We start from the raw sequence: 15,979 nt of genomic DNA, 5'->3' as shown, positions 1-15,979 counted from the left end.
ACCAGCTCCGAACTGAACGCCTTTCGGATGTGCCGGTGAACGCCCAAAGTCAAGTCACTCGGCAGCTTCCTTGACTGATCCGTCCCTGCGGTCGTCGGCGTCGTCGCCCGGCCGCTGCGAGCGGCCCCAATTCGCGAAGGCGTTGGAGACCCGGTCGAGGTAGAGATAGACCACGGGCGTGGTGAACAGCGTCAGCGCTTGGCTCACGATCAGGCCGCCGACCATGGCATAGCCGAGCGGCTGGCGGATTTCCGAGCCGGTGCCGGTGCCGAGCATAAGCGGCACGCCGCCGAGCAGCGCGGCCATCGTCGTCATCATGATCGGGCGGAAGCGGAGCAGGGCGGCCTGACGGATCGCCGCTTCCGGCTCCAGATGGTCGTCGCGCTCGGCGGCGATCGCGAAGTCGACCATCATGATGCCGTTCTTCTTCACGATGCCGATCAGCAGGATGATGCCGATCAACGCGATCAGCGAGAAGTCGAAGCCGGCCGCCATCAGGATTGCCAGCGCGCCGACACCGGCCGACGGCAACGTCGACAGAATCGTGATCGGGTGGATGTAGCTCTCGTAGAGAATGCCGAGGATCAGGTAGACCACCACGAGCGCGGCGAGGATCAGCAGCGGCACGGTCGACAGCGACTGCTGGAACGCCTGCGCGGTGCCCTGGAAGCTCGAGCTCAGAGTCGGCGGCGCGCCGAGCTCGACCATCGCCCTCTGCACGGCCTCAGTCGCCTGGCCGAGCGCGACGCCCTGCGCCAGGTTGAACGAGATGGTGATCGCCGGGAATTGGCCCTGATGGCTGATCGAGAGCGGCCGCACCGGCACGCTGGTCCATCTCGCGAAGGTCGACAGCGGCACCTGGTCGCCGGTCAGCGGCGACTTGATGTAGATCTTGTTCAGCGTGTCGATCGCGCCCTGCAACTCTGGCAGCACCTCGAGGATGACGTGGTAGCTGTTGAGCTGGGTGAAATATTGCGTCACCTGGCGCTGGCCGAAGGCATCATAGAGCGTGTCGTCGATCAGTTGCGGCTGGATGCCGTAGCGCGAGGCGGTGTCGCGGTTGATCTGCAGCTCGACCGTAGTGCCCTTGGTCTGCTGGTCGGTCGCGACATCGCGCAGCTCGGGCAGCGTCTGCATCTTGGTCAGGATCTTGGGCGCCCATTCGTTCAGCTCGGCGAGGTTGGCGTCCTGCAGCGTGAATTCGAACTGGGTGCGGGTCGGCCGCCCGCCGAGGCGGACATCCTGTGCGGCCTGCATGAACAGCCGGGCGCCCTCGACCTTCTCAAGCTTCGGCCGCAGGCGAGCGATGATCTGCTGCGCGTTGGCGTCGCGATCCTTCAGCGGCTTTAGGGTGATGAACAGGTTGCCGTTGTTGCCGGCGCGGCCGCTACCGCCGATCGCCATCGCGACCGACGCCACGGCGGGATCTTCCAGGATGATCTTGCCGAGCGCCTCCTGCTTGCGCTTCATGTCGGCGAAGGAAATGTCCTGGTTGGCTTCCGAGGTCGCCGTGATCAGGCCGACGTCCTGCTGCGGGAAGAAGCCTTTCGGGATGATGACGAACAGGTAGACCGACAATGCCAGCGTTGCGAAGAAAACCATGAGCGTCGTGAACTTCCAGCGCAGCGCGAGGTTGAGTCCGCGTTCATAGCCGCGCAGCATTGCAACGAAACCGCGCTCGCTGAGCTGATAGAAGCGGCCGTGCCGCTCCTCGCTGTGGGCACGCAGGAAGCGCGACGCCATCATCGGGGTCAGGGTCAGCGACACGAACATCGAAACGAAGATCGTCATCGCCAGCACGACCGCGAATTCGCGGAACAGGCGGCCGATGATGCCGCCCATCAGGAGCAACGGGATCAGCACCGCGACCAGCGAGACGCTGATCGAGACGATGGTGAAGCCGATCTCGCTCGACCCCTTGAAGGCGGCGGCCAACGGTCGTTCGCCGTCCTCGATGTAGCGGCTGATGTTCTCCAGCATCACGATGGCGTCGTCGACCACGAAGCCGACCGCGATCGTTAGCGCCATCAGTGACAGGTTGTCGAGCGTGTAGCCGAAAATCCACATCAGCGCGCAGGCGCCGAGCAGGGCAAGCGGCACCGTCACCGCGGGGATCACGGTCGCCCAGAAGCTGCGCAAGAATATGAAGATCACCATCACGACCAGGAAGATGGTCAGGAGCAGGGTGAACTGAACGTCCTCGACCGCGGCGCGGATCGTCGTGGTGCGGTCGCTGATCACGTCGATCTTGATTGCCGGCGGGATCGCCGCGACCAAGCGTGGCAACGCCTCCTTGATCTTGTCGACGGTGTCGATGACGTTGGCGCCCGGCTGCTTGAAGATGACGAGGAACACGCCGCGCTTGCCGTTCGCCCAGGCCGCCTGTTTGGCGTCTTCGGGCCCGTCGACCGCCTGACCGATGTCACGGATCCGCAGCGGCCCGCCGTTGCGGTAAGCGATAATGACATCGTTCCAGGGGTCTGCCTTGAGCAACTGGTCGTTGGCATAGATCGTGTAGGCGCGACTGACGCCGTCGATATTGCCCTTGGGACTGTCGACGGTCGCGCTTGCGATCGCGGTGCGGACGTCTTCCAGCGACAGCCCTTTTGCGACCAGCTTGGCGGGATCGATCTGGACGCGCACCGACGGCTTCTGCTGCCCGCCGATGATGACCTGCGCGACGCCGGAAATCTGGCTGATCTGCTGGGCAAGCTGGGCGTCGACGGAGTCGCTGACCGTGGTCAGCGGCAGCGTGTCTGAGGTTGCCGACAGCAGCATGATCGGCGCGTCGGCAGGGTTGACCTTGCGATAGGTCGGCGGCGAAGGGAGGGTTTTGGGCAACTGGCCGCTTGCCGCGTTGATCGCGCCCTGCACATCATTGGCGGCGCCGTCGATGCTGCGGTTGAGGTCAAACTGGATCGTGACCGACGCGGTGCCGAGATAGCTCGTCGAGGTCATCTGCGCGATGCCCGGGATCTGGGCGAACTGGCGCTCCAGCGGCTGGGCGACCGAGGTCGCCATCGTCTCAGGACTGGCGCCCGGCAAGCTTGCCGTGATCTGGATGGTCGGAAAGTCGACCTGCGGCAGCGGCGCCACCGGCAGCAACGGATAGGCGACGAGACCGACAAAGAGGATGCCGGCCATCAGCAGCGAGGTGCCGATGGGGTAGCGAATGAATGGTGCGGAAATTCCGTCGCTCATTCGTCCTTAACCTTCGACTGAGCCTGGTCCGAGCTGGCCACCGCGGTCGTCACCAGAGTCCCCGGTGACACCTTGTACTGGCCCGCAACGATCACCTGCTGGCCCGGCGACAGGCCTTCGTCGACCACCGATTTGCCATCGATCGATTGGCTGACCTTGATCTTGCGGAGCTCGGCCTTGTTGTCCTGATTCACCGAAAATGCATAAAGGCCATCGGTGCCGTGTTGCACTGCGTCATCCGGGACGACGGTTGCGCCTTTCAAGGTTCGGACCAGCAGCCGGGTCGAGACCGACTGGCCCGGCCACAGCGCATGGTCCTTGTTGTCGAACACCGCCTTCAGCCGGATTGTTCCGCTGGTGGTGTCGACCTGGTTGTTGATCAGCGCCAGTGTTCCCGTCGACAACGGGCGCTTGCCGTCGGTCGATAGGGCGATCGTCTTCGGCGGCGCCTCGGCCAGCGCGGCCTTGATGTCGGGTAGCTGGTCTTCGGGCGCGGTGAAAATCACCGCAATCGGCTCGATCTGCGTGATCGACACGATCGCGGTCTGGGTCGCGGCATTGACGATGTTGCCGATATCGACCAGTCGCAGCCCAACGATGCCGTCGATCGGAGACTTCACCGTTGCGTAATCCACCTGGGTCTGCGCGTTGAAGATGGCGGCATCGTCGGCCGCGATCTGCGCAGTCAACTGAGCGACCGTGGAACGCTGCGTGTCGGTCTGCTGGCGGGTGGCGAATTCGCCGAGCCTGGTGTAGCGCTGCAGATCCAGATTGGCATTGGCGAGGTTGGCTTCGTCCTGCGCCTTCTTGGCCTTGGCCTGGTCAAGCGCTGCCTGATACGGCCGTGCATCAATGTCGACCAGCGTGTCGCCCGCCTTGACGAACTGGCCTTCCTTGAAGTGGATGTTGGTGATCTGGCCGTCGATCCGGGTGCGGACCTGAACAGTGTTGAAGGCTTGCACGGTGCCGAGACCGGTCAGGTAGACCGGGAAATCGGCTTTCTCGACCGGTGCGATCTTGACCGGGACCGCCGGGCGCGTGGCAGCGCGCTTCTGCGCGGCTTCAGCCGCCAGCTTGTTGCCCTGATATTTATGCCAGCCAAAGTAACCGGCTCCGCCTATCGCGGCGATCAGCAAAACCCAACCAATTGCGCGTGACTTGGACATGCTCGCTCTTGTTTTCGACGGACAATCTTGGGTCGGACGAACAATAGGGGGTGATGGAAACCGTTCCCAGAGCTTGCGGATATAATATGCGTGCACTTAATGTGTAAACACACTACGACTTGAGAATCCTAAACATTTGGAAAGATTTAGGTCAGAAACAAACGGAAACGTCCCGACCGGGAAATGCGATGTCGACCGATCTCAAACGCCAATTTATTGCACAGCTTGTCGAGAGCTCGCGACTGCTCCGCAACTACATCGATCACCGCGCCAAGGCACGTGGCACAACCCGCGCGCAATGGATCGTGCTCTTCCGTCTGCGCGAGCAGGAGGGACTGTCCCAAGTCGATCTTGCCGACGTGCTCGAGTTGCAGCCGATCTCGCTGGTGCGACTGCTCGATCGCCTGGTTGAGCACGGCCTGCTCGAACGACGGCCAGATCCGAAGGATCGGCGCGCCAATCGCTTGTTCTTGACCAAGCGCGGACGTCAACTCGTGGACGATCTCGACAGTCTGCGCGATGCGATCGCAAGCGACGTGCTGCGTGACGTGTCGGACGCACATGTCGAAAGCGGACTAGCCACGCTCCGCTCGGTCAAGGATCGCATCAAGGCTCTCGACGATGGACTGGAGACCGTCGCCGCGAAATAACGCGTTGTCGCGCTCGTCGGCCAACTCGATCGTGGCGAGCCATGCGCCGGTTGAAACGTCGGGCGATGTCGTTCATATCGCGCGTCGATGATGCGAGACGGGAGAGCCGCGATGGACGAATTGAACGGGCGCATGATGGCGTGTCAGATCCTGATCACGGGATTGATCGCCCGGGTCGCCAACGAGCAGCGTGATCCGCTGCGCTTCCTCACCGACTTCCGCGACGAGATCAAAGCCGTGGTCAACGGCGTCAATATCGCCGGCATGGACAATACCGAGCGCGTGCGGCAGGTCGCGCAACGCACCGTCGATGAGCTGTTTTCGCTGATGAAGCCGCCAAGCACGGATTGATGTTGCGTGCCGTTCGGAGCGGGCAACACCGACGGGCCAGCAGTATCTCCGTACTTATTAGAACCGTTATTAGAACACTTAAAAATCTGGATTTAGAACGATTTCAGACTGCAGATTAGAATCGCTTTGAATTGGGGCGATTCAAGCACGTTGTTGCTGCGATCGCATTGACCCGAAAATTCACGCTCAGTAACCGAAGAGACAGTTCGTCGCGGTTCGGACTCGTGGACGAGCTTGATTTCGGGGGCGTGTGGAATGAGCAATGCAAAGGCACCAAGGTCGCTGCGTTTTGACGCGGCGCTCGGTTCGATCGACGATGGTGCGAGCTATTCGGGGACGAAGGTGTCGGCGGTCGCAGGTCTGATCGCGGTGGCATCCTTTTCGGGTGCCGAAGCGCAGCAGTCTAACCTCCCGCCGGTGACGGTCGATGCCCCGGTCGCTCGCCCGCGTCCTGCGACGTCCAAACCGACGCCCGATCAGGTCCGCGCCCGCACGGCACTGCGCCGTGCGGCGCGGCGCAATCAGCAGGCGCAACAGGCGCCGGTGCCGTTTCCCAATGCCGGCGGTCTCGCAGCCGACCGCGATCCCTACGCCGATCCGGCCGCGCCGTACAAAGGCGATCGCTTGCAGCAATCCGGGAAGTTTCCCGAGCCGATCTTGAACACGCCGAAGTCGGTCACCGTGCTGACCAAGGACGTGCTCGAAGACAAGAATGCCACCTCGCTGAAATCTGCGATCCTGAGCACGGCCGGCGTGACACTCGGCACGGGCGAGGGCGGCAATGCCTTCGGCGACCGCTTCTTCATCCGCGGCTTCGACGCGCGCAACGACATCTTCATCGACGGCGTGCGTGACGCCGGCGTCAGCGTCCGCGAGAACTTCTTCACCGAGCAGGTCGAGATCCTGCGTGGGCCCGGCTCGTCCTTTGCGGGGCGTGGCACCACCGGCGGCGCAATCAACATCGTCACCAAGCAGGCGACGACGCAGAACAGCTTCTACAACATGGACACCACGTTCGGCACCGATCGCACCAAGCGGGTGACGCTCGATGTCAACCAGGTGATCAGCCCGACGCTGGCGATCCGCGCCGGCGGTCTGTTCCAGGATGCCGGCGTCGCCGGACGCAGCTATGTCACCGATAATCGCGATGGCGCATTCGTCGCCGGAACGTGGAAGCCGATCGACGCGGTGAAGATCACCGGCAACTACATCCACACCGAGCTCACCGGCATTCCGGATTTCGGCGTGCCCTATTATCGGCCGAGCACCGCCAGCACGGCCGGCGGCCCGTTCCCGGATTTCGGCGTCAACCGCAACAATTTCTACGGCTTCGTCAATCGCGACTTCTTCAGGACCGGGCAGGATATCGGCACGATCAACGCCGAGGTCCAGGTCACGCCGGACCTCGTGATCAGCAACAAGATCCGGGAATCGCGTTCGACCCAGAACTACATCGGCACTCTGCCTGAATCGCCGACGCTGGCTCCTGGCGCTCCGTTCACTGCGTACACGCTAACCGCGAATCCGCAGAGCCGGCTTCAGATTACCGATGTGTTCGCGAACCAGACCGAGGCGACCTACAAGTCGGTCGACGGCCTTGGGTTCAAGCACACGACGACGGCAGGCATCGAGTACGACAACGAGCGGTCCTCGATCGACAGTTATTCAGGACTTCGGTCGGAGCTGACGACGGGGCCGACATCCTTCAACGGCACCGGCTCGCTGGCCGGCGTCAGCGTCTTTTATCCGCAATACACGAATATCCCGTTCCCGGTCGGCCCGACTCTCAATGGCAGGCCGACCAAGGTCGGCATCGATACCGTGAGCGGCTACGTCATGGATACCGCCAACTACAATGACTTCGTCATCCTCAATGGCGGCGTCCGTTACGACGATTACAACATCAACACGTCCGGATACGCGACGAATGGCACCATCGGCCGGCAGTCGGCCGAGTTCGGGATGCCGAACTTTAACCTTGGCCTCACCTTGAAGCCGCTGCCGAACGGCAGCGTCTACGCGGCCTACGCGACTTCGTCCAACCCTGTCGGCGCCGAGTTCGACGGCACCAGCACCGCCTATGGCGGTATCAATCCGGTTCTCAACGGCGGCAACAATCAGATCTTCGGACCGGAAAAGAACACGGCCATCGAGATCGGCACCAAGTGGGAGCTGTTCGACCGCCATCTGCTGGTAACCGCGGCCTTGTTCCAGACCGAGAAGGAGAACGCGCGCGAAGCGCAGAACGTCGGCAGCGCGACCGCGGCCGCGGCGATTCCGGGATGCGTCTATCCCGCGGGAACCACCGGCAACGTGTCCTGCATCACGGCAGGCGCCGCTTACCGCATCCGCGGCATCGATCTCGGCGTCGGCGGGAAGATTACCGACAAGTGGAGCGTGTTCGGCGGTCTCGTGCTAATGCAGTCGGAGGTGACGCAGTCTCTGGCACCGCCGGCCAACAGGACACTGTACACGAGCAACGTCGGGCTGCCGCTCGCCAACGTCGCGCATCAGTCGTTCAGCATGCTCACGAAGTACCAGCTCACCGACATCTGGGAGATCGGCGGGCAGGCGGTGTATCGCTCGAAGGTGTATGGAGGCACGCTGCTCGCCGCCAACCAGGGCACGTCGATCCCGAGCTATTGGCGCTTCGACGCCTTTGCCGAAGCAAAGATCGACAAGAACTGGACGGTGAAGCTGTTCGTCAACAACATCTTCGACAAGCGCTACTACGATGCTCTGTATCAGAGCGCGGCCCCGTTCGTGCTGGAAGCGCCGGGACGCGCCGCGTATCTGGTTGTTTCAGCGCGTTACTGAGAGAGGCTTCGAAGCGTCGAGATGCTGGTCTGTGTTCCCAATGTTCTGAGCAAGGCTGATGTAGCGGACTTCCGCCGCATCATGGAGGTCGGCGATTGGGAAGACGGACGCTCGACGGCCGGAGCGGCCTCTGCCCTGGTGAAGCGCAACGAGCAACTGCCGCCCGACGGTGAGGTCGCGCGGCAACTCGGCAACCGCATCCTGACCGCGCTGTCGGCGAGCCCGCGCTTCATCTCGGCCGCGATCCCGCTGAGGATCTTTCCACCCTTGTTCAATCGGTACGCCGCCAGCGACGGGCATCATTTCGGCCTGCACGTCGACAACGCGGTGCGTGGCGACAGGTTGACCGGCATGCGGATCCGCACCGACCTGTCGGTCACGCTGTTTTTATCGGAGCCGGAAGATTACGACGGCGGCGAGCTCGTCGTCGAAGACCTCTACGGCTCGCATGAAATCAAGTTGCCGGCAGGTGATCTGGTCCTTTATCCTGCGTCCAGCCTGCATCTGGTCACGCCCGTCACCAGGGGGACGCGGGTGGCGTCTTTTTTCTGGTTGCAGAGCATGGTACGGGATGCGCATGCGCGCAGCCTGATCTTTGACCTCGATACGGCGATACAGGCCCTGGTGGAACGGCTGGGGCGCGATGACCCTGAAACGGTCAAATTGACCGGCATTTATCACAACCTGATCCGCCACTGGGCTGAAGTGTAACGATGAAGACATCCTTGTTCCGTGCTGCATCCGCCATGGTCGCCTCGCTGGCGATGTTGATGCTGGCTGCGCCGTCATCGGCGCAACAGCCGGTGGCGCCTGCCGCGCAATCTGCGCCCGCGTCCAGGACTCAGGCGGCACCGGTGGCACAACAGCCCGCGGCGGTGACGCAGCCGCCCGCGCCGCTGGCTCAGCCGGTTCCAACAGCTCCGCAAGCGCAGGCCGCGCCGGCACCAGCCGCCGCCCCGGCGCCGGCCGGGGCCCCAGCGCCGACCTCAGGATCGCCCTCCACCGATGTGTCGTCAGCCGCGCCGGCTGGCGGCGACAGCAGGTCGCTGAAGACGACCGCGACAGGTCTGCATGAATTGTCGCCGTGGACCATGTTCATGAACGCCGACATCATCGTGAAGGCGGTGATGATCGGTCTGGCCTTCGCTTCGCTGGTCACCTGGACGGTGTTCATCGCCAAGATGATCGAGCTGACAGTGGCCCAGGGCAGGCTGCGCGCTGCTCTCGCCAAGATCGGCGAAGCACGCTCGCTGGCGGAAGCGCAGTTCGCGCTCGGCGCCAAGGGCAATGTGCTGTCGTCCTTCATCGCGGCCGCGATGCGCGAGGGCCGGCTGTCGGCCGGCATCTCCAGCGACAGCGGCATCAAGGAACGCGCCGCGTCCAGCTTCTCCGAGATCGTCCGGGCAGAGGCTCGCCGCATCCGGCTCGGCATGGGCCTGCTCGCAACCATCGGCGCGACGTCGCCCTTCGTCGGCCTGTTCGGCACGGTCTGGGGCATCATGAACAGCTTCATCGGCATTTCGAAGTCGCAGACCACGAACCTCGCCGTGGTGGCGCCCGGCATCGCCGAGGCGCTGCTCGCCACCGCGATCGGCCTGGTCGCGGCGATCCCCGCGGTCATCATCTACAACCATTTCTCGCGCGTGACGAAGACCTACCTCGAGCTCGTCAACCGGGCCTCGGGCGCCGCGGCACGGCTGCTGTCACGTGATCTCGACCGCACCCATGGCAGCCTGCCGCAAGGTTCGCACGCGCGCGCTGCGGCGGCGGAGTAGGCGATGGCTTTCTCAGTCGCAGAGAACGATACCGACGACGATTTCGCGGAATCGCACGAGATCAACGTCACGCCGTTCATCGACGTGATGCTGGTGCTGCTGATCATCTTCATGGTTGCGGCGCCGCTCTCGACCGTCGACCTGCCGATCGATTTGCCGACGTCGACCGCGACGCCGACCAAGAAGCCTGACAAGCCGACCTATGTCAGCATCAAGCCGGACCTGTCGCTGGCGATCGGGGAAACGTTCGTCAAGCGGGTCGATCTGGTAAGCGCGCTCGACGCCATTCCTGACATGAGCAAGGACAAGTACATCTTCGTGCGCGCCGATCGGGCGGTCCCCTATGGCGAACTGATGGATGTCTTGGAGTTCCTGCGTAAGGGCGGTTATTCCAAGGTCAAGCTGGTCGCCTTGGAAGGAGTTCCGGACGCGGCGGCGCAAGGCGCGCCGACGACACCGAACCCATGACGAAGGCCTGACGCCGATGTCCGATCTCGAACAGAAGCCGTCCCAAATACTGTGGGTCTCGGCCGCGGTGATCGCTCTTGTGCTGCACGTCGGCGGGGCGGCGCTCGCTCTGACCAATCTGCAGGAGGAAGAGCCGGAGGATGTCTCCGGTGTGTCGGCAATAGAGGTCGGGGTCGAACTGGCAGCACCAAATCGTGAGGTCACCGATTTGCCGGCGGGTCCGGATGCGGATGCGTCGGTGGCCTCGCCGCAGGTCAACGAACAAAAGGCCGAGGTCAAGGAGACCGATCTGCCGAAGGACACGCCGACCGAGACCGAAGACGCCGATCGGGTGGTGACGGAGAACGACAACAAGAAGCCCACCGAAGAAGAGCAGAAGGTTGCCGCCGTCCAGACCGCGGCATCGCAGGAGTCGGTCGCTGCCGAGGCGACGGCGATGCCGACCGTGGAAGCCGCGCCCGAAGCGCCGCGCTCGGTGGCACCGGTCATCGGCAATGGCAACGCCCTGCGGCACGCACGCGAAACCTGGCAGAAGCGCCTGATGGCGCATCTCGACAAGCACAAGAAGTATCCCACCGACCGTGCGCTTAAGTCGGCCGAAATCTATGTCCGCTTTACGCTCGACCGGCTCGGCCATGTCCTCGACATGGCGATCGAGAAGGGATCGGGCGACGCTGCGTTCGACCAGGCGGCGCTTTCGATGATCAAACGCTCAGATCCGGTTCCGGCACCGCCGCCGCTGGTTGCCGACGAAGGTCTCAGCTTCACGCTCCCGGTGATCTTCCGCGTCAAGGGCAAAGGCTGACGCACCCACGTCCCCGGGGAACGCGAACCGTTCCACAAGCCGTGACCGGGGTATGTCGCGGAGAAGGCGGATGGTGCCCATCCGCCTTACGGTTCGTGCGAACCAATCAGTTCTTCTTCACCAGCGGGCAGGCGCTCTTGTCGAGCGGCAGGAAGGCATCGTCCGCAGGGATGGTCGCGACCAGCTTGTAATAGTCCCACGGATACTTCGATTCCGAAGGCTTCTTCACCTCGAACAGATAGGCCGGGTGGATCTTGCGGCCATCGGCGCGGATCGAGCCCTTGCCGAACAGGGGATCGTCGGTCGGCAGCTCCTTCATCTTGGCGACCACCATACGTCCATCGTGCGGATTGCCGCCGAGCGCCTCCAGCGCCTTGAAGTAATGGATCAGCGACGCGTAGACGCCGGCCTGCACCATGGTCGGTGGGTTCTTCTTGAATCGTTCCATGAAGCGCTTCGAGAAGGCGCGGGTCTGGTCGTTCATGTCCCAGTAGAAGCTTTCCGTGAAGTTCAGGCCCTGCGCGATGTTCAGGCCGAGCGCGTGCACGTCGGTGATAAACATCAGCATGCCCGCAAGCTTCTGGCCGCCCGCGACGATACCGAATTCGGCCGCCTGCTTGATCGCGTTGGTGGTGTCGCCGCCGGCATTGGCAAGGCCGATGACCTTCGCCTTCGAACTCTGGGCTTGCAGCAGGAAGGACGAGAAGTCGGCAGTGTTGAGCGGATGCTTGACGCTTCCGAGCACCTTGCCGCCGCTTGCGGCGACCGCCGCACTGGTGTCACGCTCCAGTGCCTGGCCGAACGCATAGTCGGCGGTGATGAAGAACCAGCTATCGCCGCCGGATTTCACCAGCGCCTTGCCGGTTCCGTTGGCAAGCATATAGGTGTCGTAGGGCCAGTGCACCGTATTGAGCGTGCACTGCGAGCCCGTGAGGTCGGAGGAGCCCGAGCCGGAGTTCAGGTTAACGACGTTCTTCTCCTTGGAGAGATTGGCGATCGCGAGCCCCACGTTGGAGGCCGCGAGGTCCACGAACACGTCGACCTTGTCGACGTCGATCCACTGTTTGCCGATGTTGACGGCGACGTCGGGCTTGTTCTGATGATCGGCCGAGATCAGGTCGATCTTCCAGCCCTTTGCCAGCAGCCCGGAATCCTCGATCGCCATCTGCGCCGCCACTGTCGAGCCCGGTCCACCGATATCCTGATAGAGACCGGACTGATCGCCGAGCGCACCCACCTTGACGACCTTGTCCATGGTCTGGGCCAGCGCGCTGCCGCTGATCATCAGGCTCGTGGCCGCGGCGAGGGCTGCAATGGATCGCTTCATCTTTCCTCCAGTATGATTTTGTTTTTTGAGTTCCTCATTATGCCCGGCCGCAATGACGTCGCCTAGGTCGTGCGACCCAATCGGTCACACGCGATATTCCATCTCGCGGCCAATAAACCAGGCCGGTGATGGATCGACGCGAAGCGGGAGCCAGCGCGGCCGCGCGCATAAACGCGACCGGCTCGCGTTGTTTGCTGGAGCGCTTTCGGGTGAGGGTCGTCGAGCGAAGCGGATGCCGGTTCGCGTCGGTGCTATCGCCAGTAATAGCGGATCGCGACGTAGACCACGACGAGGCAGCCGAAGATGAGCGCGACCGGCAGCGGACGCTGAGCGTTCGGGCCGGATGCGCTTTGCTTCGGCTTGGCCGGAAGGCGGCGGAAGGCAGTGACGTTTCCGCTGTCGGCGACCGGTTCGCGCGTGCGGGCTGGAACCTCGGGAGCCGCGCCGGCCCCTCCCATCTCGGCATAATAGGTCCGGTACATTAGCTGAATGGTGGCTTCGCTGGCCTTGGCATCGTCCATCTGGTCCAGAAGCTTCTTGTAGGTGACCAGGAAATTCTGCGCTTCCGGCGGCAGGGCGGACGTGCCGTTCAGCTTGGCCATCATCTTCCAGGTCGCAAAGTCGGCACGCGCACGCGTATCGGCACGTCGTGCAATCAGCATATCGGCAGCTTTGATCACCATGGCCTCGAAGCGTTCCTGCCCAAAATCAAACTATGTGTTCCCGGTTATAAGGAGAAGGGCCTGGATTACATATCCGGTCAGTGTTCGCAGTATCGCGGAAATAACATCAAGATTTAGGCCGAGGCGGGCGCCGATCATGGGCAGCAGGATCAGGAGCCCGATCAGGATCAGCATGCCGAACGGCTCCAGCCGCGCCAGCGGGATTGCCAGCGGACGCGGCAGCAGTCCCACCGCAACCCGGCCACCGTCCAGCGGCGGAATCGGCATCATGTTGAAGATCGCAAGCACGATGTTGATCAGGAACGCGTTTTTCAGATTGTCTGCAGTCCATTGCGCGGCGTTCGCCGGCACGAAAGGCAGCGCGTGGAACGCCAGCGCGGCCGCGGTCGCAAGGATGATGTTGGTGACGGGACCTGCCAACGCCACCCACACCATGTCGAGCTTCGGATGGTTGAGCTTGCGGAAGTTCACCGGCACCGGCTTCGCATAGCCGAACAGGAACGGCGATTGTGCCATGAGCAGCACGGCCGGCAAGATCAGCGTGCCGAACGGATCGATGTGCTTGAGCGGGTTGAAGGTGACGCGGCCGAGCTGCCAGGCGGTGTTGTCGCCGAGCCGGTGCGCAACGAAGCCGTGCGCGGCCTCGTGGAAGGTGATGGCGATGATGAGCGGAAGCACCCAGACGGAGATGCCATAAAGGGAGATGTTCAAATGCGCTCCGCCTTGGTTCGCGAGGGACCGAACCGTCAGGCTAGCACGAATTTGCCAACGCCTGTGCTGGCCGAGCGGTGGCGGGTTCCCGGGGGTCAGTGCGGATCGGGGGCGACGGCGGCGTCCACATGCGAGCGCGGCTCGGTGGTCGCGATCCAGATGCCCGCGAAGACGGTCACGATCCCGGCCATCACGTTCCAGCGCAGCGGTTCGCCGAGGAATGCGGCGCCGACCAGCGAGGCAGCGATGGGATTGACGGTGACGGAGATCGCGACGCGGGTCGGGGTTGTCCGCTCCAGCGCGAATGACCAGAGGTAGAAGGTCAGGGCGGCGCCGAAGGCGCCGAGATAGATCGCGCCGAACCATTGCGCTGCGCCGAAATCCGCAACCGGTGCGAAGCTGCCGCGAACAAGCGAGGCCGCGACGAGGAACGCGGCGCCGGCCGCCATCGCCAATGTGGTGAAGGCAATCGGGCCGGAGCGGCGGATGAAGGGTTTTGACCAGATGCTGTAGAGCGCCATGCAAAGCGCGGCGGCGACCATCAGAAAGTCGCCGCGCCAGGCACCTGCCGGCGCCATCGCAAGCCCGGAGAGCAGGGCGAGCGCAACTCCGAGGATCGTGACCAGGACGCCGGTGGTCTTCCGGGCGCTGAGCGGCTCGCTGCCGAGCGCGGCGCCGACCAGCATGGTCAGCAGGGGCAGCGTGGAGAGCGCCAGCGCGCCGCGCGCCGCCGTGGTGAAGATCAGCGATGCGTTGAACAGGATCGGAAACGCCGCGAAGAACAACAGGCCGAGGCCCACGACCCCGGGCCAGTCGCGCCGCGGCGGCCAGGCCCGGAGTTGCGACAGAGCCAGTGGAAGCAGCAGCAGCATGCCAATGCCGAACCGGAACGAACCGATCGCCAGCGGATCGATGAACCCGACCAGAAACCGCGTCGCCCCGATCGACGTGCCGCCGAGCGCACTCGACAGCACCGCCGCCAAGACTCCCCAAGCCTCGCCCATTCCATTCGATCCTTCTGTTTTGCTTGCGCAATCTAGGGCTGGGGCCATAATCAGGAAATGGAATATATTTGATGAGATAAATCACAGACTGTTATGAGCGCTCCAATTCTCGATCCCGATCTCCTACGCGCCTTTGTCGCGGTGGCGGACCATCGGTCCTTCACCCGCGCAGCCTCAGCGCTGAACCGGACGCAATCAGCCATCAGCATGCAAGTGAAGCGGCTGGAGGAGCGGCTGCAGGCGGAGCTGTTTCACCGCACCAGGTCCAATGTCGACCTGAGCGCAGCCGGAGAGGGACTGCTCGGCTACGCAAGGCGCATTCTCAGCCTGAGTGATGAGGCCGTCGGCCGGGTGCGCGCGCACGGAATGGATGGGCGTGTTCGTCTCGGTGTGATGGACGACTACGGCTCATTGATCGTCCCGCCGTTGCTTGCGGGCTTTGTCGCCAATTACCCGCTGATCCACGTCGAGATGGAAACCGGCCTGACGTCGTCGATGACGGATCGGCTCGGCGATGCTTACGACCTCGTCATCGCCATGCATCCGGAAGGGCGCGGCGAGGGTGAGTTGCTGAGAACCGAGCAGGCGGTGTGGGCCGCGAGCGCAGAGCATCGTGTCGAGCAGCGCGACCCGCTCCCGGTCGCGCTCTATCCGCAGGGCTGCCTGTTCCGGAGCTGGGCGATGCAGGCGCTCGACCAAGCGAACCGGCCGTGGCGGCTTGCCTTCGTCAGCCACAGCCTGTCCGCGGTCGAGGCGATCGCGGCGCAGGGCCTCGCCGTGACCGTGTTGAAGTCGGGCACGTTTCCGCCGACGCTGCGACGGCTGAGCGCACGCGACGGTCTTCCGCCGCTGCCGCGGGCGGAGATCCGTCTGCATCGCGCACAAAACCTCTCGCGCGCGGCGTCACTGCTGGCCGATCATCTCGTCGCCGCGCTTCGGCGGCCGGCGAAGCGGGCGAGTTAGAACAGGTATCTGCCGCGTCGGAACTGCGTCCCCCTCCCGCTTGCGGGCAGGGCGGAGG

General features: G+C 63.5%; 14 protein-coding genes. 8 read left to right on the top strand and 6 right to left on the bottom strand.

Annotated features, from left to right (window positions below; genetic code table 11):
- Positions 1 to 54: 54 nt before the first annotated feature.
- Both P6U30_RS21795 and P6U30_RS21790 read right to left on the bottom strand, forming a co-directional pair.
- Positions 55 to 3,201, bottom strand: a complete 3,147-nt coding sequence (locus P6U30_RS21795) for a multidrug efflux RND transporter permease subunit (protein WP_407164974.1) — start codon at positions 3,199 to 3,201, stop codon at positions 55 to 57.
- Positions 3,198 to 4,367, bottom strand: coding sequence for an efflux RND transporter periplasmic adaptor subunit (locus tag P6U30_RS21790; protein ID WP_407164973.1), 1,170 nt, complete (start codon positions 4,365 to 4,367; stop codon positions 3,198 to 3,200). The genes P6U30_RS21795 and P6U30_RS21790 overlap by 4 nt, the downstream gene beginning before the upstream one ends.
- Positions 4,368 to 4,555: 188 nt before the next feature.
- Here P6U30_RS21790 and P6U30_RS21785 point away from each other — a divergent pair, with 188 nt between their 5' ends.
- The 7 genes from P6U30_RS21785 to P6U30_RS21755 all read left to right on the top strand — a co-directional run bounded on the left by P6U30_RS21785 (position 4,556) and on the right by P6U30_RS21755 (position 11,233).
- Positions 4,556 to 5,017 (top strand): MarR family winged helix-turn-helix transcriptional regulator, encoded by a 462-nt coding sequence (locus P6U30_RS21785; RefSeq protein WP_407164972.1) that lies wholly within the window; start codon positions 4,556 to 4,558, stop codon positions 5,015 to 5,017.
- Positions 5,018 to 5,128: 111 nt separating this feature from the next.
- A complete protein-coding gene (locus P6U30_RS21780) occupies positions 5,129 to 5,368 on the top strand; it encodes a hypothetical protein (RefSeq protein WP_280979466.1) in 240 nt (79 codons plus the stop codon).
- Between the two features lie 255 nt (positions 5,369 to 5,623).
- Entirely contained in the window at positions 5,624 to 8,185 is a 2,562-nt protein-coding gene (locus P6U30_RS21775; protein ID WP_407164971.1) for a TonB-dependent receptor, read from the top strand.
- Between the two features lie 21 nt (positions 8,186 to 8,206).
- A complete protein-coding gene (locus P6U30_RS21770; RefSeq protein ID WP_407164970.1) occupies positions 8,207 to 8,896 on the top strand; it encodes a Fe2+-dependent dioxygenase in 690 nt (229 codons plus the stop codon).
- A gap of 2 nt (positions 8,897 to 8,898) precedes the next feature.
- Positions 8,899 to 9,960, top strand: a complete 1,062-nt coding sequence (gene exbB / locus P6U30_RS21765; protein ID WP_407164969.1) for a tonB-system energizer ExbB — start codon at positions 8,899 to 8,901, stop codon at positions 9,958 to 9,960.
- 3 nt (positions 9,961 to 9,963) lie between these two features.
- Complete coding sequence (gene exbD / locus P6U30_RS21760) at positions 9,964 to 10,428, top strand: TonB system transport protein ExbD (RefSeq protein WP_407164968.1); 465 nt, start codon at positions 9,964 to 9,966, stop codon at positions 10,426 to 10,428.
- A gap of 16 nt (positions 10,429 to 10,444) precedes the next feature.
- Complete coding sequence (locus P6U30_RS21755; protein WP_407164967.1) at positions 10,445 to 11,233, top strand: TonB family protein; 789 nt, start codon at positions 10,445 to 10,447, stop codon at positions 11,231 to 11,233.
- A 106-nt stretch (positions 11,234 to 11,339) separates the two neighbouring features.
- On the opposite strand, the gene P6U30_RS21750 is transcribed toward P6U30_RS21755, so the two are convergent.
- The 4 genes from P6U30_RS21750 to P6U30_RS21735 form a co-directional block, all read right to left on the bottom strand.
- Positions 11,340 to 12,560, bottom strand: coding sequence for an ABC transporter substrate-binding protein (locus P6U30_RS21750; protein WP_407164966.1), 1,221 nt, complete (start codon positions 12,558 to 12,560; stop codon positions 11,340 to 11,342).
- Positions 12,561 to 12,811: 251 nt separating this feature from the next.
- Complete coding sequence (locus P6U30_RS21745) at positions 12,812 to 13,222, bottom strand: hypothetical protein (RefSeq protein WP_407152575.1); 411 nt, start codon at positions 13,220 to 13,222, stop codon at positions 12,812 to 12,814.
- Between the two features lie 51 nt (positions 13,223 to 13,273).
- Positions 13,274 to 13,954, bottom strand: a complete 681-nt coding sequence (locus tag P6U30_RS21740) for a site-2 protease family protein (RefSeq protein WP_407164965.1) — start codon at positions 13,952 to 13,954, stop codon at positions 13,274 to 13,276.
- A gap of 95 nt (positions 13,955 to 14,049) precedes the next feature.
- Entirely contained in the window at positions 14,050 to 14,958 is a 909-nt protein-coding gene (locus tag P6U30_RS21735) for a DMT family transporter (RefSeq protein WP_407164964.1), read from the bottom strand.
- 93 nt (positions 14,959 to 15,051) lie between these two features.
- On the opposite strand from P6U30_RS21735, the gene P6U30_RS21730 reads away from it, so the two are divergent.
- On the top strand, positions 15,052 to 15,921 hold the full coding sequence (locus tag P6U30_RS21730) for a LysR substrate-binding domain-containing protein (protein ID WP_407164963.1): 870 nt from the start codon (positions 15,052 to 15,054) through the stop codon (positions 15,919 to 15,921).
- Positions 15,922 to 15,979: the final 58 nt, after the last annotated feature.

The sequence above is a fragment of the Bradyrhizobium sp. ORS 111 genome, from assembly GCF_045571485.1.
Classification (GTDB): Bacteria; Pseudomonadota; Alphaproteobacteria; order Rhizobiales; family Xanthobacteraceae; genus Bradyrhizobium.
The sequence above is the reverse complement of the archived record's forward strand: the minus strand, read 5'-3'. Positions and strand labels throughout refer to the sequence as shown.

Excerpts from the sequence above, each read along its gene's own strand:
- P6U30_RS21745 (WP_407152575.1), bottom strand. The coding sequence starts at position 13,222 with ATGCTGATTGCACGACGTGCCGATACGCGTGCGCGTGCCGACTTTGCG.
- exbB (WP_407164969.1), top strand. The coding sequence starts at position 8,899 with ATGAAGACATCCTTGTTCCGTGCTGCATCCGCCATGGTCGCCTCGCTG.
- P6U30_RS21795 (WP_407164974.1), bottom strand. The coding sequence starts at position 3,201 with ATGAGCGACGGAATTTCCGCACCATTCATTCGCTACCCCATCGGCACC.
- P6U30_RS21755 (WP_407164967.1), top strand. The coding sequence starts at position 10,445 with ATGTCCGATCTCGAACAGAAGCCGTCCCAAATACTGTGGGTCTCGGCC.
- P6U30_RS21750 (WP_407164966.1), bottom strand. The coding sequence starts at position 12,560 with ATGAAGCGATCCATTGCAGCCCTCGCCGCGGCCACGAGCCTGATGATC.
- P6U30_RS21775 (WP_407164971.1), top strand. The coding sequence starts at position 5,624 with ATGAGCAATGCAAAGGCACCAAGGTCGCTGCGTTTTGACGCGGCGCTC.
- exbD (WP_407164968.1), top strand. The coding sequence starts at position 9,964 with ATGGCTTTCTCAGTCGCAGAGAACGATACCGACGACGATTTCGCGGAA.
- P6U30_RS21780 (WP_280979466.1), top strand. The coding sequence starts at position 5,129 with ATGGACGAATTGAACGGGCGCATGATGGCGTGTCAGATCCTGATCACG.
- P6U30_RS21730 (WP_407164963.1), top strand. The coding sequence starts at position 15,052 with ATGAGCGCTCCAATTCTCGATCCCGATCTCCTACGCGCCTTTGTCGCG.
- P6U30_RS21785 (WP_407164972.1), top strand. The coding sequence starts at position 4,556 with ATGTCGACCGATCTCAAACGCCAATTTATTGCACAGCTTGTCGAGAGC.
- P6U30_RS21770 (WP_407164970.1), top strand. The coding sequence starts at position 8,207 with ATGCTGGTCTGTGTTCCCAATGTTCTGAGCAAGGCTGATGTAGCGGAC.
- P6U30_RS21790 (WP_407164973.1), bottom strand. The coding sequence starts at position 4,367 with ATGTCCAAGTCACGCGCAATTGGTTGGGTTTTGCTGATCGCCGCGATA.
- P6U30_RS21735 (WP_407164964.1), bottom strand. The coding sequence starts at position 14,958 with ATGGGCGAGGCTTGGGGAGTCTTGGCGGCGGTGCTGTCGAGTGCGCTC.